Source organism: Halorhodospira abdelmalekii (assembly GCF_016583625.1).
GTDB lineage: Bacteria > Pseudomonadota > Gammaproteobacteria > Nitrococcales > Halorhodospiraceae > Halorhodospira > Halorhodospira abdelmalekii.
Map to the genome: position 1 here is coordinate 1 of NZ_NRRN01000032.1, position 17,741 is coordinate 17,741.

Sequence of the window (17,741 nt, forward strand, 5' to 3'; positions counted from 1 at the left end):
CCCAAACCCCGCCGGCAGTAAAGACTGGGCCAACCCAGGCTTGAGTCGTCGGTGGTGGTGCTGGGGCGCCGCTCTCAAGGCGCCCTTCGTAGACCCCAAGCCCCTCCAAGAGGCTCTCCAGCGAGTCGGCCAAGGGCTCGAAAAAGCCCGGGGTCAACGCCCCGTAAGCGGCAAAGAGGGCAGCAGCTACAGTCAGCGCCAATGCGGCATCGAGGTTCCCCGGCACGACGTGCAGCAGGCTCGCCTCGCGGTTATAGTCAGCCACCAGCGCCAAACGGATAAAGAGCACCAGCGCCAGCACCGTCACCAGCAATAGCAGCAAGGTACGCATCGGTGCCCACGCAATCCCGTGCGTCACCCCGAGTAGTAGTAGCATCGCCACAGCGTAGCCGGCGAAGGCAAAGGGGCGTCGCCCGATCAGCGCCAACGCCTCCCGCAGCCAGCCGTACCACGCCTCCGGCTCACTGCGCCGAGGACCGAGTGCCGACATCGATCACGCCCTAGCTCACCCCCTGCTCTATCCTCTGCTTACACCTACGCCCCCCTTTTGCGCCCCCCCTTTCCTTCACACAAGGGGGGGAGCTCAGCAGGGAGTCCGCGGCGGCAGCACTCAACGCCCCGCCTCGGCAACCCCCTCCGGCGAGCCGAAGCGATCGAGCAGCTCCTCTAAGATCTGCAACATATCGACCGCCGAGACCATCCCGACGAGCCGCTGCTGCTTATTCAGCACTGGAACCGCGCCAAAACGGTGTTCGCGCATGATCTGGGCAGCGCGCTGCACCGGGTCGTAGGTGTGAACGACAATCGGATTGCGCGTCATCACGTCTTTGAGCGACATATTGTCGTCGAGGTAGTAAACGTGCGTCAGGTCCGGGGCCTCATCGACCCAGTCGGGACGGCGCAGATCGCGGTCGGTCACCACACCGAGCAGCTGCATATCGGCATCGACCACCGGCAAGTGACGAATGTGATTGTGGCGCATCTTGAAGAAGGCCTCGCGCAGACCCTCTTCTGGGTCACCGGTGATCAGTTTATCGGTCATGATCTCGGGGAGCTTCATGAGCGTGACTCCTCATCAGCAAAGAGGTCGGCGTCGGTTACCGCACCGCGGCTAGCAGAGGCGGCCAAGCGGGCGTATTTAGCGAGTACGCCCCGACGGTAACGCGGCTGAGGCTGCTGCCAGGCGGCTCGGCGGCGCGCCAGCTCAGACTCCTCGACCAGCAGTTCCAGACGATTGGCATCGGCGTCGATGGTGATCGAATCGCCCTCCTCGACCAGCGCGATCGTACCACCATCGAAGGCCTCCGGTGCCACATGACCGACGACCATGCCGTAAGTCCCTCCGGAGAAACGGCCATCGGTAATCAGGCCGACCGAATCACCCAGCCCTTTGCCGATGATCGCCGAGGTCGGCGCCAACATCTCGCGCATCCCCGGCCCGCCCTTCGGGCCTTCGTAGCGGATCACGACCACGTCACCGGCCTCAATCCGATCGGCGAGAATTGCCTCTAGACATTCCTCCTCAGAGTCAAAGACACGCGCTGGACCGGTGATCTGGCGCTGCTTAATCCCGGTCACCTTGGCCACCGCTCCCTCGCTCGCCAGGTTGCCTCGCAAGATGGCCAAGTGGCCTTGCGGATAGAGAGGTTGATCGAAGGGACGAATGATCTCCTGATCGGCCGGTGGCTCCGCTGGCAGATGGCCGATCAGCTGCTCGATCGTCTGCCCGGTAATCGTCATGCAGTCGCCGTGCAGCAGCCCGTGCTCAAGCAGCATCCGCATCACCTGCGGGGTCCCGCCGACGGCGTGGAACTGGCTCGTGACGAAGCGTCCCGAGGGTTTCAGATCGCAAAGCACCGGGACTTTTCGCCGGATCGCCTCGACATCATCGATGGTCAGCGGCACCTCAGCGGTATTGGCGATGGCGAGCAGGTGCAGCACCGCATTGGTCGACCCGCCCACAGCCATGACCACGGCCAGTGCGTTCTCGAACGCCTTGCGGGTGAGCATCTGCGACGGGCGCCGGTCGTGGTGAACAGCATCCATCAAGACCTTGGCTGCCGCCGCGGCGACCTCACCGGCCTCATCGTCCTCGGCCGAGACCGTCGAGGAGCGCATCAAGCTCATGCCCATCGCCTCGAAGGCGCTCGACATCGTATTGGCGGTAAACATCCCGCCACAAGAGCCAGCACCCGGACAGGCGTTCCGCTCCACCCCTTGCAAATCGGCTTCCGAGAGCTTGCCAGCGTTGTACTGTCCGACTGCCTCAAAGGCGCTGACGACCGTCAGATCCTCGCCCTTGTAGTGCCCCGGCTTAATAGTGCCGCCGTAGACAAAGATGCTCGGAATATCAAGGCGAGCCAGAGCAATCATTGCCCCTGGCATATTTTTGTCACAGCCGCCGGTCGCTAAAATGCCGTCGAGCCGCTGCCCGCCGCCGACCGTCTCGATCGAATCAGCGATCACCTCGCGCGAGACCAGCGAGTACTTCATCCCCTCGGTGCCCATAGAGATACCGTCGGAGATGGTGATCGTGCCGAAAGTCACCGGCATCGCTCCGGCTTCACGCAAGGCCTCCGCGGCACGCTCGGCCATCGGCCCGATGCCGACGTTACAGGGGGTGATCGTGCTGTGCGCGTTACCAACGCCGATGATGGGTTTATCGAAGTCGGCATCCGTAAAGCCGACCGCGCGCAGCATGGCCCGATTGGGCGTGCGCGCCACCCCGTGGGTGATCGTTCGGCTGCGTCGGTTATCCGCCATAGAAGTCCTCGTCCTCTATTTTGCTTTATTTATGAAGTGGTTAACGTAAAAATGCGGAGCCACTAGAACCACCGTGCTCTTGCACGCATGGGCGTAAGGGGCTCAGGATAACGGAATTCGTTTTCGCCAGCAGCATCGAGGCGCTCATGGGCGCAAAAGAGACGCGGAAGGGACAATGACAATCTCATGGCCCGAGGTCGAGCAGCAATGGCTAGCCCGGCAGCCGGACGGCGGCCTGAATCTCGCCTACCAATGCTTGGAACACAATCTCGCGTCCGGTCGCAGCGAACAGCCAGCGCTGATCTGGCGTGGCGCTGCAGGTCAGCGGCACTGCTATAGCTATGCCGATTTGACCGCTGCTGCCCGGCGTTTTGCCGCAGCACTGCACCATCACGGCATCCGCCTCGCCGAGCGTGTCTGTACGCTCGGCCCGCGCCGCCCCGAGCTCTATATCGCAGCCCTCGGCACCCTGCGCCACGGCGCCGTCTACGCCCCGCTCTTCTCCGTCTACGGGCCGGAGCCGATTCGCCGCCGCCTCGAACTCGGCGAGAGCCGGGTTATCATCACCACCCGCGCCCTCTACGAGGAACGGATCGCGCCGATCCGTGGCGCCTTGCCGGCCCTTGAACACATCGTCCTGATTGATGGCGAGGCGCCGGGGGCTTGCTCCTGGGAGGCCTTCTGCGCCCAGGCCGAAGCGAGCACACCGACAGCCGCCGCCGCGGGGGCGGCAACACTCTTCTCGGCAGCGGCCGGGGCGAGTGCGCCGGCAACCATCACCACCCGAGCCGAATACCCCGCCCTGCTCCACTTTACCAGTGGCACCACCGGCCCCCCGAAGGGGGTGTTGCATGTGCATCGGGCGGCGGCCGCACACTTGGTCTCCGGGCGCTTGGTCCTCGGCCTGGAGGCCGGGACGCGTTACTGGTGCACTGCCGACCCTGGCTGGGTCACCGGTGTCAGTTACGGCCTGCTCGCGCCACTGCTCTGCGGTGCAACCTTGATCGTCGATGAGGGGGGGCAGGAGGCGGCGCGCTGGTACGATATCCTGGCCGAGGAGCGCATTGAGTGCTGGTTTACCACGCCGACAGCGCTGCGCATGCTGCGCCGCCGCGGCGCACCGGAGCGGACCTATGATCTCAGCGCGCTGGCACGCATCTTTAGCACCGGCGAGCCGCTTGAGGCGGCATTGAGCATGTGGTGTTCAGAACAGCTCGGCACTCCGGCACGCGATGCCTGGTGGCAATCGGAGACCGGCGCCATCATGACCGCACAGTACGGCACCGATCCGGTCGTCCCGGGACGCATGGGCCGCCCGACCCCCGGCATCGAGATCCAGCTCGCCCACGTCGACGCCGAGCGCGGCGAGATCACGCCGGTGAGCGCCCCGGGAGAGACGGCCGAACTGCTGATTAAACGCGGCTGGCCGTCGATGTTTCGCGCCTATCTCGGCGCCCCGCAGCGCTACCGCGAGGCCTTTGTCGCCGACTGGTATCGCTCCGGAGACTTAGCCCAGTGGGATGAAGCCGGCGAGTTGCGCTTTATCGGTCGCGCCGACGATGTCATCAAAACCGCCGGGCACATGGTCGGTCCGGCCGAGGTCGAGGCGATCCTCAACCACCACCCCGAGGTCGCCGAGTGCGGGGTCAGCGCCCTGCCCGACCCGGTCTCCGGCTCCCGGGTGGCCGCTTGGGTGGTACCACGCCAGCCGCCGACTGACCCCGAGCGCCTGCGCCACGACCTGATCAGCTATGCTCGACAGCGCCTCGGCAAGGCCGTGGCACCGCGCGAAGTCAACTTCGTCGAGGCCCTACCCAAGACCCCCAGCGGCAAGATCCTGCGCCGCGAACTGGCTGCGGGGGCAACGGCTCCAGACCCCATACCACCCCCTGCGGCCCAGTCGCCACCGCAGAGCGAATAACGCCTACTCGTTCAAAGAAGAGTGTGCACCCCCGCATCGCTCCATGACTCGTCTTGATGCCCCGGTACCCGGTCCTCAGAACGGTACAAGAATACTCGCGGAGATCGCCGTAAGGAGACCCCTCTATGCTTCGGCTACAGCGTCTGCAGCTCACTGATTGGCTCATCCGCTTTGGGCTCGTCCGCTTCGGATGCGGCGCACTCGCCCTCCTGCCGCTCCTGGCTGCAGCCGAGAACGGCAACGGCGAAGCGGAGCCACTGGCCCCGGCGCGCCGCATCGCCGAGTTGAGCCAGGCGATGGCCCAGTGGCTGAATCAGACGTTGCGCGACATCACTGCTACCTTCGAAGAGATCGAGACCGCCGGTCTTGGCAACGAGCTACTGACTCTAGCCTGGGAGCTCGGCGATCTGCTGATCATCATCGCCGTCACCATCGCCCTACTCCTCGCCCTCAGACCCATCGCCCGCCCCTTCTTCAGGCGCGCCGAGCAGTGGGCGCAGCGCGGCGATGAGCGGCTGCGCACCATTCGGCGTACCATCGGCGTCAGCGCTGCCGCCGTCGCCGATCTGGTCACCATCGTGCTCGCCTGGCTCGGCGGCTACGCCCTCGCCCTCTTCGTCCTCGGCGAGGTCGGCGAGATGGAGATGCGACAATCGCTCTTCCTCAACGCCTTTTTGCTCGTCGAGGGGGCAAAAGCGCTGCTGCGTATCCTCTTCGCTACCCGCAACGACGGGCTGCGGCTGCTGCCGATGAGCGCCGACTACGCCCACTTCTGGTATGCCCGGCTATCCCGCATCAGCGGCCTGATCGGTTACGGACTACTCTTCCTCGTGCCGCTCTTCTCGCAAGCGATCTCTGAGCAGTTCGGCCAAGTGATCACACTGCTGCTAATGGTCGCTGTCTTCGGCTACGCCTTAACGCTCGCCCTGCGCCATCGCCGCGATGTCCGTCAGCGCTTAGAGGCGCGTGCAGCAGCAACCCAAGTGCTGGTGACGCGCACGGTGCTGGCGACACTGGCCTGGACGTGGCACTGGCTCGTCATCGCCTACTTCGGCACCCTGGCGGTGATCACGGTCACCCAGCCCGAGACGGCACTGCCCTACATGGCGCAAGCGACCGCGCAGAGCGTCTTGATCATCGCCCTCGGAGCACTGCTGGCGGTCGCCCTAACCCAGGCGACCGCTCGGCGGATTCAGCTCAGTGACGCCAAACGGCGCCACTTCCCGCTGCTCGAACAGCGCCTCAACGCCTATGTTCCGATCGCCCTCAAGTTGGTGCGCATCGTCATTGTCCTGGGCGTCTGCGGATTGTTGCTCCACGCCTGGGGGCTGTTCGACTTCCTCGGCTGGCTCGGCTCCGAAAGCGGCCTGCACATCGTCGGCGTCGTGCTCTCGGTGGCCTTCATCTTGATCGCCGCGCTGGGCGCATGGCTGATCGCGGCGAGCTGGATCGAACACCGGCTCAACCCGAACGTCGGCAAACGCCGCCCGAGCGCACGCGAACAGACGCTGCTGACCCTCTTTCGCAACGCCCTAGCCGTGGTGTTGGTCACGATGACGGTGATGATCGTCCTAGCCGAGATCGGCATCAATATCGGCCCGCTGATTGCCGGTGCCGGTGTTCTCGGCTTGGCGATCGGCTTCGGGGCGCAAAAGCTGGTTCAAGACATCATCACCGGCGTCTTCATTCAGCTGGAAAACGCCATTGATGTCGGCGATATCGTGACCGCCGGTGGGGTCACCGGCACGGTTGAGAAGTTGACGGTGCGCTCGGTCAATATCCGCGATCTGGCCGGGACGTACCACTTTATCCCCTTCTCTTCGGTCGATAGCATTGCCAACTTCACCCGCCACTTCGCCTACCACGTCGGCGACTACGGCATCGCCTATCGGGAGAGCGTGGATGCGGCAAAACCGCACCTTGAAGCGGCCTATAAAGAACTGAAAGACCACCCGAACCCCGATATCGCCGCGGCCGTGCTCGATGAGTTCTGGATCGATGGCGTCTCCTCGCTCGGGGATAGCGCAGTACACTTGCGAGTGCGCATCAAGACCGCACCGGGGATGCAGTGGGCGGTCGGCCGGGCCTACAACGAACTGGTCAAAAAGCACTTGGATGCCGCCGGTATCGAGATCCCCTTCCCACACCGTACCGTCTACTTTGGCGAACCGGCCGCTGGCGCCGACGCCCCGGCCCTTCCGGGCAAGGGGGCCACTGCTGTAGAGTAGGCTAAGCGGTGTGAGTTCCGGCGCCGCTGCGCGCCCCGCGCCTGCCAGGCGTGGGGGGGGGCGCCGGGCGGATCAAGGGAGTCAGCGGTTACGCGCTAAACTTTCACAGGGCACCCCTGCAGCGAGGCATACACCATGCGCATCTTGATTACCGGTGGCAGCGGCTTTGTCGGTCGCGCCCTCTGCGCCCGACTCCACGAACAGGGGCACGAGCTGCTCGTCGTCGCCCGCCGACCCCATCAGGCCCAAGCCAACCTGCCGCCGCGAACCGAGATTCGCCCCGCGGTCGAGGACTTTCTCAGCAGCCGCCCCGAGGCGATCATCAACCTCGCCGGCGAGCCGATTGCGGGGAAACGCTGGACACCGGAGCAAAAGCAGCGCCTGCGCGACTCGCGCTTAACCATGACGCACGCCTGTGTCGAACTCTGCAAGGCGCTTGATCAACCGCCTCAGGTGCTGATCTCGGCCTCGGCGATGGGCTACTACGGCGATCGCGGCGAGCAGTCGGTCGATGAGAGCAGCCCGCCCGGCTCCGGCTTCGTTGCCGAGCTCTGCCAAGAGTGGGAGGCAGCCGCTCAGGCGGCCGAACCGCTCGGGGTGCGCGTTGCGCGGTTGCGCATCGGGCTGGTGCTCGATCGCGACGGCGGCACCCTCGCTAAGCTGCTGCCCGTTTTTAAACTCGGGCTGGGCGGGCCACTCGGCAGTGGTCGACAGTTCATGCCGTGGATCCACCGCACCGACCTAGTGCGCATGATCCTCTTCCTGCTCGCTCAAGAGTCCCGTTCCGAGGCGTTATCTGAACCGTTATCTGGGGCGTTCAACGCTGCGGCACCGGCGCCGGTAACCAACGCCGAGTTTACTCGCGTGCTCGCTCGCCACCTCGGCCGCCCGGCCTTCTTCGCCGTTCCGGGAACACTCCTGCGCCTGCTCCTCGGCGAGATGGCCGAAGTCCTGCTGACCGGGGCCGATATGCGCCCGCAGCGCTTACAGCAAAGCGGCTTTACCTTCACCTACCCGGAGCTCGACGCCGCACTGGACGAGATCCTGGCTGCGCCCGCAAAGCCGTAGGCAAGGCGCCGATGACGGGGCGGCCGCGGCGGCGGGGCGCATCACTGCTCGGAGGCAGGCCACTCATCCTGCTGGTTGCGGTGTTAGCCTTGGGGCTTGTCGCCGCAAGCGGCTGCGCCCACCGCCCGCAGCCGGATAACGTCGAGGATATCTGCGCCATCTTCGGGCAGTACCCCGACTGGTACGACTACGCCAAACGCAGCGAAGAGCGCTGGGGCACCAGTATCGCCATCCAGATGGCCTTCGTGCACCAAGAGTCGGCTTTCATCGCCGACGCCCGACCGCCACGACCACGCCTGTTCGGCATCATCCCACGGCGACGAACCTCATCGGCCTTCGGTTACGCCCAGGCCCAAGATCCGGTCTGGGGCGAATATCGCGCCGATGCGGCGCGCTGGAACGCCCACCGCACCCAAATGGAGGACGCCCTCGACTTCATCGGTTGGTACAACCAGCGCACCCACGAACGCCTCGGTATCTCGCTGACCAACACCCGCCACCTCTACTACGCCTACCACGAAGGACACGGCGGCTACCGGCGCCGCACTTACCGCGATAAGCCCTTTTTGCAGCGGGTTGCGCGCAACGTCGAGGCGCGCGCCACCCTCTACGAACACCAGCTCGCCGAGTGCGCAGACGCCTTCCAGTGTCGCCATTGGTATCAGGTCTGGCCCTTCTGTCGCCGCGATTAACACCGCACCGCAAAAGCAGCTAAGATGGACGCAGCGGGCCTCTCTGATCGATGTCCGTGGCGGACCGCTAACCGACAGACAGGTCGACGACCCATGCAACCGTGCCCTCGCCCACTGCTGCTGCGGCTGACTCTGCCCTTGCTGCTGCTCGCTGCAGCCGCTCCACTCGCTGCCGGTGAGCTGCCCGAATCCGGCAGCGCACGCTACTGGATCCAGGACGGTGGCGAGTGGCGCGGCTACGAGACCCTACGCTGGAGTTACCCGGATGCCGAGACCTTTCGCCTGGAGCGCATTCGCGAGGAGCGCCAGCGCCCCGGGGCGGGCGCCGACTACGAGGGCGACCGCCGCCTGCGCCTAACGCGCGAGATCAGCGAAGGACGGATCGACGGTGAGGTCGCCCAGCCGGAGACTTACGAGCTGCGCCGCGCCAGCGTCTTTCAGGCAGCCGACGCCTACGACCCTGACAATGCCTTCGCTGAGGCTGACGAACAAGTCGTCTTGCGGGTTCGCTTCACTGACGACCCGACGACCCTGGCCGATGGCGAGATCGCCGCCCCTGCCGATGCGCTCGATCCGATCTCGCACCGCTGGCAGATCATGCAGCAGGCGCTCGAGGGGGCGCCTCATGAACGATTCAGCCACCAGGTGGTCAACGAGCAAGGAGAGGTCGAAGAGGTCGTCTTTCGCATTGAGGGGCGACAGACCGTACGCACCCACGCCGGCACCTTCCGCACCGTTCGCCTAACCCGTAAACTTCCCGATCAGCAACGCACGGTGCGCTGGTACATGGCCGAAGGCTGGGCCGGTCTGCCGGTGCGCACGGTCGATGGCCGTACCGAACACCGCGCGCAGCGCACTCGACTGGAACGAATTGATGCTCAACCGCCTGATCAAGAGGGCTAACCCCACCACAGACCCCGACAACAACACCCCGACCGGCGTCTCATTCGACCACGACCGGACCGATCAACAGCTGCAGCGCTGGCAGCGCGTGCTGCGGCGGACCCGGCTGTCGAGCAATCTACTCAGCCTAGCCTGGACAGCCGGTCCGGTCACTGCTCTCGGCTTAACAGGCGGCTACATGGTCGCTTACGGCAAGCTGCCACACACCCAGCTGCTGATCTATTTTGTTACCTTCTCGGTTTTGTCCGGTGTCATCGGCCTGCTGGCCAAGATCGTCTACGACAGCACCTGGGGCTCGAACAAAGAGCGCGCGCAGGCTGAAGTCGAGAAGGCCATCGATCGGCTCGGCGAACTGATCTTGGCCACGCGCGATCTTGACGTCGAAAGCCTTGAGGGCAACGCGCGGCGCTTTGAGGCTGCACGGCAACTGCTACGCCGCATCGATCTCTCCCCCGAAGGGGTTGCGCTGGCGAGCGAAGATCTAACCAACGATCGCGAACTCGGCCGCTTTCTGGCCCAGATCGATAACTACCGCCGCTGTGGGCTGCGCTCACGGATTCGGGATCTAAACATCCGCTACGAAGAGCACTTTACCGCCGTCTACGAGCGCATTCGCCACGAAGCACCATTGGCTGCCGCCGCCCTGCGCGATCGTTTCTACGGTCACGTCCCTCGGCTGCGCGACGGCATCCCGCGCAACGAGGCCTTTATCGAGCGGGCGCTGGCTGCTTTTACCGAACAAAATGCGCTGCTACTGACCATGAGCGACGTCGAAGAGATGCTCGGGTTGGCCTTCGAACTGCTCAATGGCCGTGAGATCACCATCTTGAGCTTCACCTATGGCGGTCGTTGGCGCTTTGCCAAGGCCTTCGAAGCATTGGAGCGTGCGCGCAGCCGCTACCGATTAGCCCTCGCGGCGAGCGATAACCGCCTGCGTGCGCTCGCCGCCCACCTCGTCGAAGAGGGCGCGCTGCCTTATGAACGAGCGGCCGAAGAGCTACCGAGCGCCACCCTGCTCGAACGAATCACTGCGGTCATGAATCAGCTCAAGCGGCGCATTGATGCCTACCACCGCTACGCCCAGCACCGCCGGCTGACCCGAGAGCAGCGCACCGAGCTGCGTCAACGAGCCCGCACGCTCTCCACCGCCGTTGCCCTCTATCGTGCCGCCCACGAAGCCATTCAAACGCTCGGCAGCGCGCACGCTGAACTGATCCGTGCCTCACAGGCTTGGGATGCGCTCACTCAGCAGCAATACAGCCCCGATTCGACGCTGCGCATCGGCCCGGGGCGCCTTGGGTTGCGCATCGTCGAACGGACCCTCAGTCTCGATGAGGAGGCGTGCGAGGATGTCAGCCACAAGCTCCTGGCCTACCTGGGGGAGGAGCCCGACCGCCGGGTCAGTGGCTCGCATCAAGCACATCCCTACGCCGCCTCCCAGAGCATCGCACCGCTCCACGAACGTCTGACGCCGAGCAGCGCGCGCGATCTGGCCATTGAGGTCGCATTGGCCCTTGAACCGCATATCCAGCTTTCAGCCCCAGAGGTCCAGCGCGGCCTAGCCGCCACCCAAGCGAGCTATCTTGGCGACCTCGAACCGGGCATGAGCACGCGCGAGAAACGCCGTCTGGGCGAGGCCATGGCCCATAACGTCGCCGACGATCTCGGCCGCGCCGCCGAGCAACTCGCCTTAGCACTGGTGCGCCACTACCACGTCGAACTGACCGAGGAGGCGAAGCACTTTCTTGAAGAGCGTTACGGCGCCCGCCCCGCGGTACTGGAAACCATTGCGCGCAGTCAGGTGACCGATCAGGGCACTCAAATCAGCCTGCTCAGCCGCCGTCCGCCGCCCGTCCGCCCCCCACGCCGCAGCTGGTATCGCAGCTTGGTCCGCGCCCGCCGCCTGCTCAGCTGAATCTGGGGCAAATCTCGGCCAAAACGGGGGTGCCTGCGGCACGGCGCCCGCTTTAATCACACCAGGCTACTCGTGCACTATGATGATGGTTGAATTGTGTCTACGCGGATCGAAAACAGTCGGCGATGCGAGTAGGACGGGTGGCCATGTGGATCGAACGGCAGCTAGGTCAAAAAATACACTCCGGCACCTTAGTGCTGCGTTTTGCCGATGGCACTGAGCGCAGTTACGGTGACGGTGAACCGCCCCGGGCGACGATGCATATCCATCGCTCGCGGGTATTTCGCCGCATTGCGTTCGACCCCCAGTTTATGCTCGGACAGACCTACATGGAGGGCGATTGGAGCGCGGGTGAAGAGGGCCTGATCGGACTCCTTGAAGTGCTGCTGATCAACTTTCCTCCGCGCCGCCATAGTGGCCTCAAAAGGTGGGCGATTACGGCCTGGCGCCCAATCCAGCAGTGGAATCGGGAACAAGCGGCGCGACGCAACATCATGGCCCACTACGACCTTGAAGAGTGGCTCTTTCGCGGTTTTCTCGACACCGACCTGCACTACTCGTGCGCCTATTTTGCTCACGAGACGATGGACCTGGAGGCCGCACAGCAGGCTAAAGCAGCCCATATCCGCCGTAAGCTGCTGCTGCGCCCGGGCGACCAAGTGCTCGATATCGGCTGCGGCTGGGGCTCCTTGGCCATCCACCTGGCACGCCACGCCGACGTCGAAGTCACCGGCCTAACACTCTCACGGGAGCAGCAACGGGCAGCCCAGGCGCGCGTTGCCGAAGCTGGACTCGGCGACCGGGTCGAGATTCGATTGCAGGACTATCGCGAAGTCAGCGGTCCGTTCCAACGGATTGTCAGTGTCGGCATGTTTGAACACGTCGGCGTTCCCTTTTACGACGCCTATTTCAGCCGCGTGCGCAAACTGCTCAGCGACGACGGGATCGCACTGATCCATACCATCGGCCGCTTTCACCCACCCGGGGTCACCAACCCGTGGATTCGCCGCTATATCTTCCCCGGCGGCTATATCCCAGCGCTCTCGGAAACGGTGGCGGCGATCGAGCGCGTTGGGCTCTGCACGACCGATATTGAAATACTGCGCCTCCATTATGCAAAGACACTGGCAAGCTGGCAGCGGCGCTTTCAAGCCATGCGCAAAAAGGTCGCCAGCGAAAAGGGCGAGACTTTTTGTCGCATGTGGGAATTTTATCTAGCAATCAGCGAGGCCGCATTCCGCTGGCGCGGTATGATGGTGCTCCAGCTGCAGCTGGCTAGGGAACAGACGGCAGTTCCCCTGACAAGGGATTATCTCTATCAGCGCGCAGGCGCGCAGCAACCGACAGCACCGCCCGTCGAACACCGCCGCGCAAGCTGATCGTCCGATGTTGCTGCTGTTGTCGGTCGCTGGCCCTTTTCCCCAAGTGGACTCGCGCGCAGGCGATAAAGAGAGACTATGAGCACAACGATTGCCAACTTCCTCTCCGATCAGGCGCTGTTCAAGGACCTGGGGCGCGAGTACGTCGAGTTTCTGGCGGCGCATGCAACCTGGGAGCAGGTCGCCGCACAGACGATGATCTTTCGCCACGGCGATGCCGCCGAGCGTTTCTACGTCATCAAGAGCGGCACGCTGGTCCTCGAGGTCCCGGCAATCAGTGGTCCTACCCTAGAGGTGCAGCGGCTGGGTGCCGATGAGATCCTCGGCTGGTCGTGGCTGATCCCGCCCTACCGCTGGAACTTCAACGCCCGCGCCGAGAGCGATTGTGAGCTGCTGACGATCGATGGCAGTGCCGTACTCGCCCGCTGTGAGGCCGATGCGCAGTTCGGCTATCAGCTCCATAAACGCTTTTCGGCTTTGATGTCGGAACGACTCACCGCGGCCCGACAGCGCATGATCGATCACTGGAACCCTCCCGGGTTTGCCTAAGGCTTGCCGAAGGTCTACCTGAACAGCGCTCGAGGTCGCAACCGAAATTACGGAGGGGCTGCCACAGTAGGGCGAGAAGTCGAAGACGAGTGCGATTGGCAACACCGTTAGCGATTTGCGCAGGATTCTGCGAATCGGTATTGTACACCACGGATCGGTCTCGGAAAGATCACAGATTCGCCCGCCATGGGCTTATTTCACGGAGGTGTCACGATGAGTGAGGAAAACGATAAAACCGGCAAGAAAGCCGCAGAGTCGAGCAGCAGCAAGAGCAGCTCAAGCAGCAGCAAGTCCGCAGCCGCAAAGAGCGGCAGCAGCAGCACTGCAAGCCGCAGCTCGACGGCCAGCGCCAGCAGCAAGAGCAGCACCACCAGCAGCAGCACGGCCGAGGCCAAAGCGAGCAGCGCTGGTGCGACGACGGCGAGCAACGAATCGGCCACCGCTAAGGCCGCCGGGGGCTCCGGGCAGCCGCAACATGTAGCCTCGGGCATCGCCTACGTGCTCGGCCCGATCACCGGGCTCTTTTTCCTGTTCGCCGATCGCAACGACTCGGTCGTGCGCTACCACGCCTGTCAGGCACTGCTGCTCTCAGCGGTCATTGCTGTAGCGTGGATCGCCGTAGCCATTTTGAGCGCGCCGCTCGCCGGCATCCCGCTGGTCTTCTGGGCCGGTTTGGCCTTCCTGCTCTACATGGCCTACTTGGCTTTCAAGAGCAAGTCGTGGGAGATTCCCTTCCTCAACGACTACGCGCAGCGCTTCGCCGACAAGATGGCCCCGCAAGGGGAGCAGAAAAAGTAATACCGCCGCGCAGCAGTTGTGGTGCGGCGCGAATGCACTCGAGTTCGACGAGCTGGAGTGCCGCTGGGTCTGTAGGCAGACCGAGGGGCCGTAGGCCGGCGGGGTACACCGGCTTACGGTCCGCTTTAAGGAGCTGCCGATGCGCGTGTTGATCTGCGCTGCTGGGAGTCACGGCGATGTTCTCCCTTTCATCACGCTCGGCACGGCCCTGCAACGGCAGGGAGCCGAGGTCTACCTGCTCACCCACCGCTACTTCTCCCGCCAAGTCGAAGCAAGCGGACTCCCCTGCATCGGTGCCGGCAGTTCGATCGAGGCGTATCAAGCGCTCCTGCGCAATCCAGCGCTGACCGACTCCCACCGCGGCGTCGAACAGCTCGCTGCAGCGCTCAACCACACCCTCGAAGAGGATTACGAGCGGCTACACGCGCTGCTTATTCCCGGGCAGACCGTGACTGTCGGTTCGACGCTAGCCCTACTACCACGACTGCTCCAGGAGAGCAGCGGAACACCAGCGATCACCACGCACCTCGCCCCAGTGCTCGTGCGCTCACCGCACCGCTTATCGCGCCTCGGCGCCAGCCGCCTTTGGCGCCGCCTCCCCTCACCCGCCCCAAGCCTGGTATGGCGCTTTCTCGATCGCTTCGTCTTCGATCCAGCCTTCGCGCCGCACCTGAACGCGCTGCGCCAACGCCTCGCGCTGCCCGCTATAGAACGCAGCGTGCTCGGGCAGTGGCTGCACTGCAGCACACTGAACCTTGGGCTCTTTCCGGAGTGGTTCGGCAGCGCACCGCAGAACGTCAGTGGTGCGCCGTGGCACCTGAGCGGTTTCCCGCTGACCGCACCAGCCGCCGATGAGCAACTGCCGCAACCACTCGCCGACTTCTTAGCCGCCGGCCCACCCCCGATCGTCTTTACCACCGGGACCGCGACCCGCTGCACCGAGGACTTTTTCGCAGCTTCCATGGCCGCCTGCCAACGCGCCGGCCGGCGAGCCATCTTCGTCGCCGCTCACGACGACCCCGCTCCGCAACCACTCCCCGAAGGGATCATCCGCACCGGCTTCGTTCCCTTCCGCCAGCTGCTGCCACAGGCTGCCGCCCTCGTCCATCACGGCGGCATCGGCACCTTCAGCCACGCCCTCGCCGCCGGCATTCCGCAGCTGATTCGTCCATTGGCTTACGATCAGTTCGATAACAGCGAGCGAGCTCAACGCCTCGGGGTCGCCTTGGAACTGCTGCCGAAGAACTACGAAGCGGGGCGCATCGACGCTGCCTTGACGCGCCTGCTTGAGGAGCCAAGCTTTCGCGAGCGCAGCCGTGAACTCGCCGCCGCCGTCACCGCACACGATGGGGCCGATGCGGCAGCAGCGGCCATTCTCAGTGTTGCCGAGCGACGCTGCTAGCCGCCACACCCTCCTCCTCGCTCTCTCCCTGCATCTCCATCCGGTCGCCCGCTGCCTCGCTCGCAGCGTCGCCATCGCCTGCACTCTCCGACTGTAACGCCGCGGCGCCAGGCGTCGTCCACCCACGCAGCCGCGCCCAGAGCAGCCCGGCGTATTCGTGGACAGCCCGCTCGCTCATGCGCAGGGCGTGCGCCGATGGGCGAAACTGCGCCGGGCTGCCCGCCTCCGGCTCGCGAGCGCGGACGCGATGGGCCGTCGGAGCCGGCAGCGGATCGAGTCCGACGCCGCGAAAGAGGGCCATGGCGCGCGGCATGTGCGAGGCCTCGGTTACCAGGACCAGCGCCGCCGGGTCGACCCCGGCCGCCTCGACCCACGCCGCAACACGCACCGCCTCCTCGCGGGTATTGCGCGGGGTATCGAAGGCGACCACCTGCACCGGGGCTAGCCCCAGGGTCTCTAGGAGCTGCTGCATCAGCTGCGAGTTCGGCTTAGCGCTGTAGACCGCCCCACCGGTCAACAGCAGCGCGCTCTGCGGCCACGCCTGCTGGATCCGCACCCCTTCGAGGAGACGTGCGGTGGCCATCAAGTTCAGTTGGGCGGTGATCGGCAGCTGCGGATCGAGGCGATGGCCGTGGCCGAGGACAATCACGGCCTCGACCCGCTCGACCGGCACAGCGGTGGCATCGAGCAGGGCCGGATAGCGCTGCTCCAGGGGGAGCAGCAGGCGGCTGGCCGTCGGCTCCCAGCTGACCACGCCGAAGAGCAGCAGCACGACGACCAGCACTCCGCGTCCACTGCGCCAGTGGCGGGTGAAGAGCAGGAGGGTAGCGAGGAGTGCCAGCAGGCCGAGCGCGCTCAGCGGCATCAGCAACGCGCCGAGGAGTTTACTCAGTTCGAACATGGAGGGGCCGAAACGGGAGCGACCGAGGTCGACGGCCGTGACGGTTGGCTAGCCTGGCCAACCAACGTCACGGCGCCGTCGACCCCATTGCCCTTGCCGCTTAGTGGTACCAGGTCAGGCCGACATTCATCGACGACAGATCGTACTTTCCAGCGCCGTCCGGATCGGCCCCGTTTTGATTGCGGATGTACTCAAGATTGAGCGCCATACTGCTGTGCAGGTAGACATCGAAACCGAGGCCGAAGGCGGGGGCGTAATCGGTCCGCTCTTGATTGCCATTGGCCTCAAGGGTTGCACTCGTTAAACCACCGATCAGGTAGAAAGAGAAGGCATCGCGGTAGTTCAGCACGTGGCCGACAGCGTAGAGGCCGAGCATGTGATCGACGCTGTAATCGACGTTATCCATATCATCGTCGGAGACCCCCACGCCGAACCGGGTCTCAATCGCCACCTGATCGACCGGGAAGAAGCCGACGCGGGCGGTGGCCATCAGAAAGTCGACATCGTCTCTACGATCAAAATCGAGATTCGTCCAACCGGCTTGCAGGCCGGTGTACCAGCTGCCGGATGAGGGGGCAGCGCTGGCCCAAACCGGGGTCAAGAGCAGGGCAGCAACCGCAGCGGCGGTCGCTAAGGGGCGCAGAGCACGCTTATTCATGGCCATCTTCATCACTCCTCAAAATCTTTGCTCGCAGGGGGCGTCAGGGTACGTAAAGGCCCATTCTGGCCTAACCGATGTATCGGCACCCACCGGCGAAGCTATAGAGTGCGACGTTACGCACCCTAAAGAGGAGCTGCTCCCGCGCTGCAGAGCGGGGTCGCGCGGTCACGCTCTCGACTGCGGTCGCGCCCCTGGCTCTCAGATCCACATACCGCCGGCGAACTCGATTGAAGGCGGGCGATCGAGCCAACTGGCTAATGCGAAGGCCGTGCTCGGCTGCATGTGGACGCAAACCATGCGCACCCCGATTACTCGACAGGAACCTTGGAGCTGGGTAAGAAAACTCAGATAGGGAGGATCGATGATCTCGACCCGCTCTAGATCGTAGTAGAGCAGATCAATATGCAGCGGCTGCAGCTCGCGCAGCACCGCTTCGATCACCGGACCGGGGTCGCTCGGCTGGATGCCGTGCCCTGGCTCCAGGCGCGCGCTATCAGCCGCGATCTGGGTCAGCCGAAAGCCGAGTGTGGCACGATCCACCGACACTCTCCTTTTCCGTTA

General features: G+C 64.4%; 17 protein-coding genes. 10 read left to right on the forward strand and 7 right to left on the reverse strand.

What is annotated here, in order from left to right; genetic code table 11:
- The 3 genes from CKO15_RS08810 to ilvD form a co-directional block, all read right to left on the reverse strand.
- Positions 1-490 (reverse strand): hypothetical protein (locus CKO15_RS08810; RefSeq protein WP_200195164.1); only part of this gene is annotated, 490 nt, incomplete at its 3' end.
- A gap of 120 nt (positions 491-610) precedes the next feature.
- Complete coding sequence (locus CKO15_RS08815; protein ID WP_200195166.1) at positions 611-1,060, reverse strand: CBS domain-containing protein; 450 nt, start codon at positions 1,058-1,060, stop codon at positions 611-613.
- Positions 1,057-2,763: a dihydroxy-acid dehydratase gene (ilvD, locus tag CKO15_RS08820; RefSeq protein WP_200195168.1), complete on the reverse strand. Its 1,707-nt coding sequence runs from the start codon at positions 2,761-2,763 to the stop codon at positions 1,057-1,059. The genes CKO15_RS08815 and ilvD overlap by 4 nt, the downstream gene beginning before the upstream one ends.
- Positions 2,764-2,938: 175 nt before the next feature.
- On the opposite strand from ilvD, the gene CKO15_RS08825 reads away from it, so the two are divergent.
- From CKO15_RS08825 to CKO15_RS08860, 8 genes are all read left to right on the forward strand, one after another.
- The gene (locus CKO15_RS08825; RefSeq protein ID WP_200195170.1) at positions 2,939-4,684 is read left to right on the forward strand and encodes an AMP-binding protein; all 1,746 of its coding nucleotides are present in this window, start codon (positions 2,939-2,941) and stop codon (positions 4,682-4,684) included.
- A 125-nt stretch (positions 4,685-4,809) separates the two neighbouring features.
- Positions 4,810-6,912, forward strand: coding sequence for a mechanosensitive ion channel domain-containing protein (locus tag CKO15_RS08830; RefSeq protein ID WP_200195172.1), 2,103 nt, complete (start codon positions 4,810-4,812; stop codon positions 6,910-6,912).
- Between the two features lie 135 nt (positions 6,913-7,047).
- Positions 7,048-7,980: a TIGR01777 family oxidoreductase gene (locus CKO15_RS08835; protein ID WP_200195173.1), complete on the forward strand. Its 933-nt coding sequence runs from the start codon at positions 7,048-7,050 to the stop codon at positions 7,978-7,980.
- Between the two features lie 11 nt (positions 7,981-7,991).
- Complete coding sequence (locus CKO15_RS08840; protein ID WP_207124021.1) at positions 7,992-8,672, forward strand: transglycosylase SLT domain-containing protein; 681 nt, start codon at positions 7,992-7,994, stop codon at positions 8,670-8,672.
- A gap of 93 nt (positions 8,673-8,765) precedes the next feature.
- Positions 8,766-9,575, forward strand: coding sequence for a DUF3108 domain-containing protein (locus tag CKO15_RS08845; protein WP_200195175.1), 810 nt, complete (start codon positions 8,766-8,768; stop codon positions 9,573-9,575).
- On the forward strand, positions 9,499-11,490 hold the full coding sequence (locus CKO15_RS08850) for an ATP-binding protein (RefSeq protein WP_200195177.1): 1,992 nt from the start codon (positions 9,499-9,501) through the stop codon (positions 11,488-11,490). The genes CKO15_RS08845 and CKO15_RS08850 overlap by 77 nt, the downstream gene beginning before the upstream one ends.
- A 146-nt stretch (positions 11,491-11,636) precedes the next feature.
- On the forward strand, positions 11,637-12,869 hold the full coding sequence (locus CKO15_RS08855; RefSeq protein ID WP_200195179.1) for an SAM-dependent methyltransferase: 1,233 nt from the start codon (positions 11,637-11,639) through the stop codon (positions 12,867-12,869).
- A gap of 78 nt (positions 12,870-12,947) precedes the next feature.
- Positions 12,948-13,418: a cyclic nucleotide-binding domain-containing protein gene (locus CKO15_RS08860; RefSeq protein WP_200195180.1), complete on the forward strand. Its 471-nt coding sequence runs from the start codon at positions 12,948-12,950 to the stop codon at positions 13,416-13,418.
- Between the two features lie 197 nt (positions 13,419-13,615).
- Here the strand turns inward: CKO15_RS08860 and CKO15_RS08865 are convergent, their stop codons facing one another.
- Positions 13,616-13,909: a hypothetical protein gene (locus tag CKO15_RS08865; RefSeq protein ID WP_200195182.1), complete on the reverse strand. Its 294-nt coding sequence runs from the start codon at positions 13,907-13,909 to the stop codon at positions 13,616-13,618.
- Between the two features lie 7 nt (positions 13,910-13,916).
- Here CKO15_RS08865 and CKO15_RS08870 point away from each other — a divergent pair, with 7 nt between their 5' ends.
- Positions 13,917-14,216 carry a DUF4870 domain-containing protein gene (locus CKO15_RS08870; protein WP_200195184.1) on the forward strand — a complete coding sequence of 100 codons (300 nt, stop codon included), beginning with the start codon at positions 13,917-13,919 and terminating at the stop codon, positions 14,214-14,216.
- Positions 14,217-14,355: 139 nt separating this feature from the next.
- Positions 14,356-15,618 (forward strand): glycosyltransferase, encoded by a 1,263-nt coding sequence (locus tag CKO15_RS08875; protein WP_200195186.1) that lies wholly within the window; start codon positions 14,356-14,358, stop codon positions 15,616-15,618.
- On the opposite strand, the gene CKO15_RS08880 is transcribed toward CKO15_RS08875, so the two are convergent.
- The 3 genes from CKO15_RS08880 to CKO15_RS08890 all read right to left on the reverse strand — a co-directional run bounded on the left by CKO15_RS08880 (position 15,593) and on the right by CKO15_RS08890 (position 17,720).
- Positions 15,593-16,519 carry a YdcF family protein gene (locus CKO15_RS08880; RefSeq protein WP_200195188.1) on the reverse strand — a complete coding sequence of 309 codons (927 nt, stop codon included), beginning with the start codon at positions 16,517-16,519 and terminating at the stop codon, positions 15,593-15,595. The two genes, CKO15_RS08875 and CKO15_RS08880, sit on opposite strands and share 26 nt — an antisense overlap.
- Positions 16,520-16,619: 100 nt before the next feature.
- Positions 16,620-17,177 carry an outer membrane beta-barrel protein gene (locus CKO15_RS08885; RefSeq protein WP_200195190.1) on the reverse strand — a complete coding sequence of 186 codons (558 nt, stop codon included), beginning with the start codon at positions 17,175-17,177 and terminating at the stop codon, positions 16,620-16,622.
- 201 nt (positions 17,178-17,378) lie between these two features.
- Positions 17,379-17,720, reverse strand: a complete 342-nt coding sequence (locus CKO15_RS08890) for a hypothetical protein (protein ID WP_200195192.1) — start codon at positions 17,718-17,720, stop codon at positions 17,379-17,381.
- Positions 17,721-17,741: the final 21 nt, after the last annotated feature.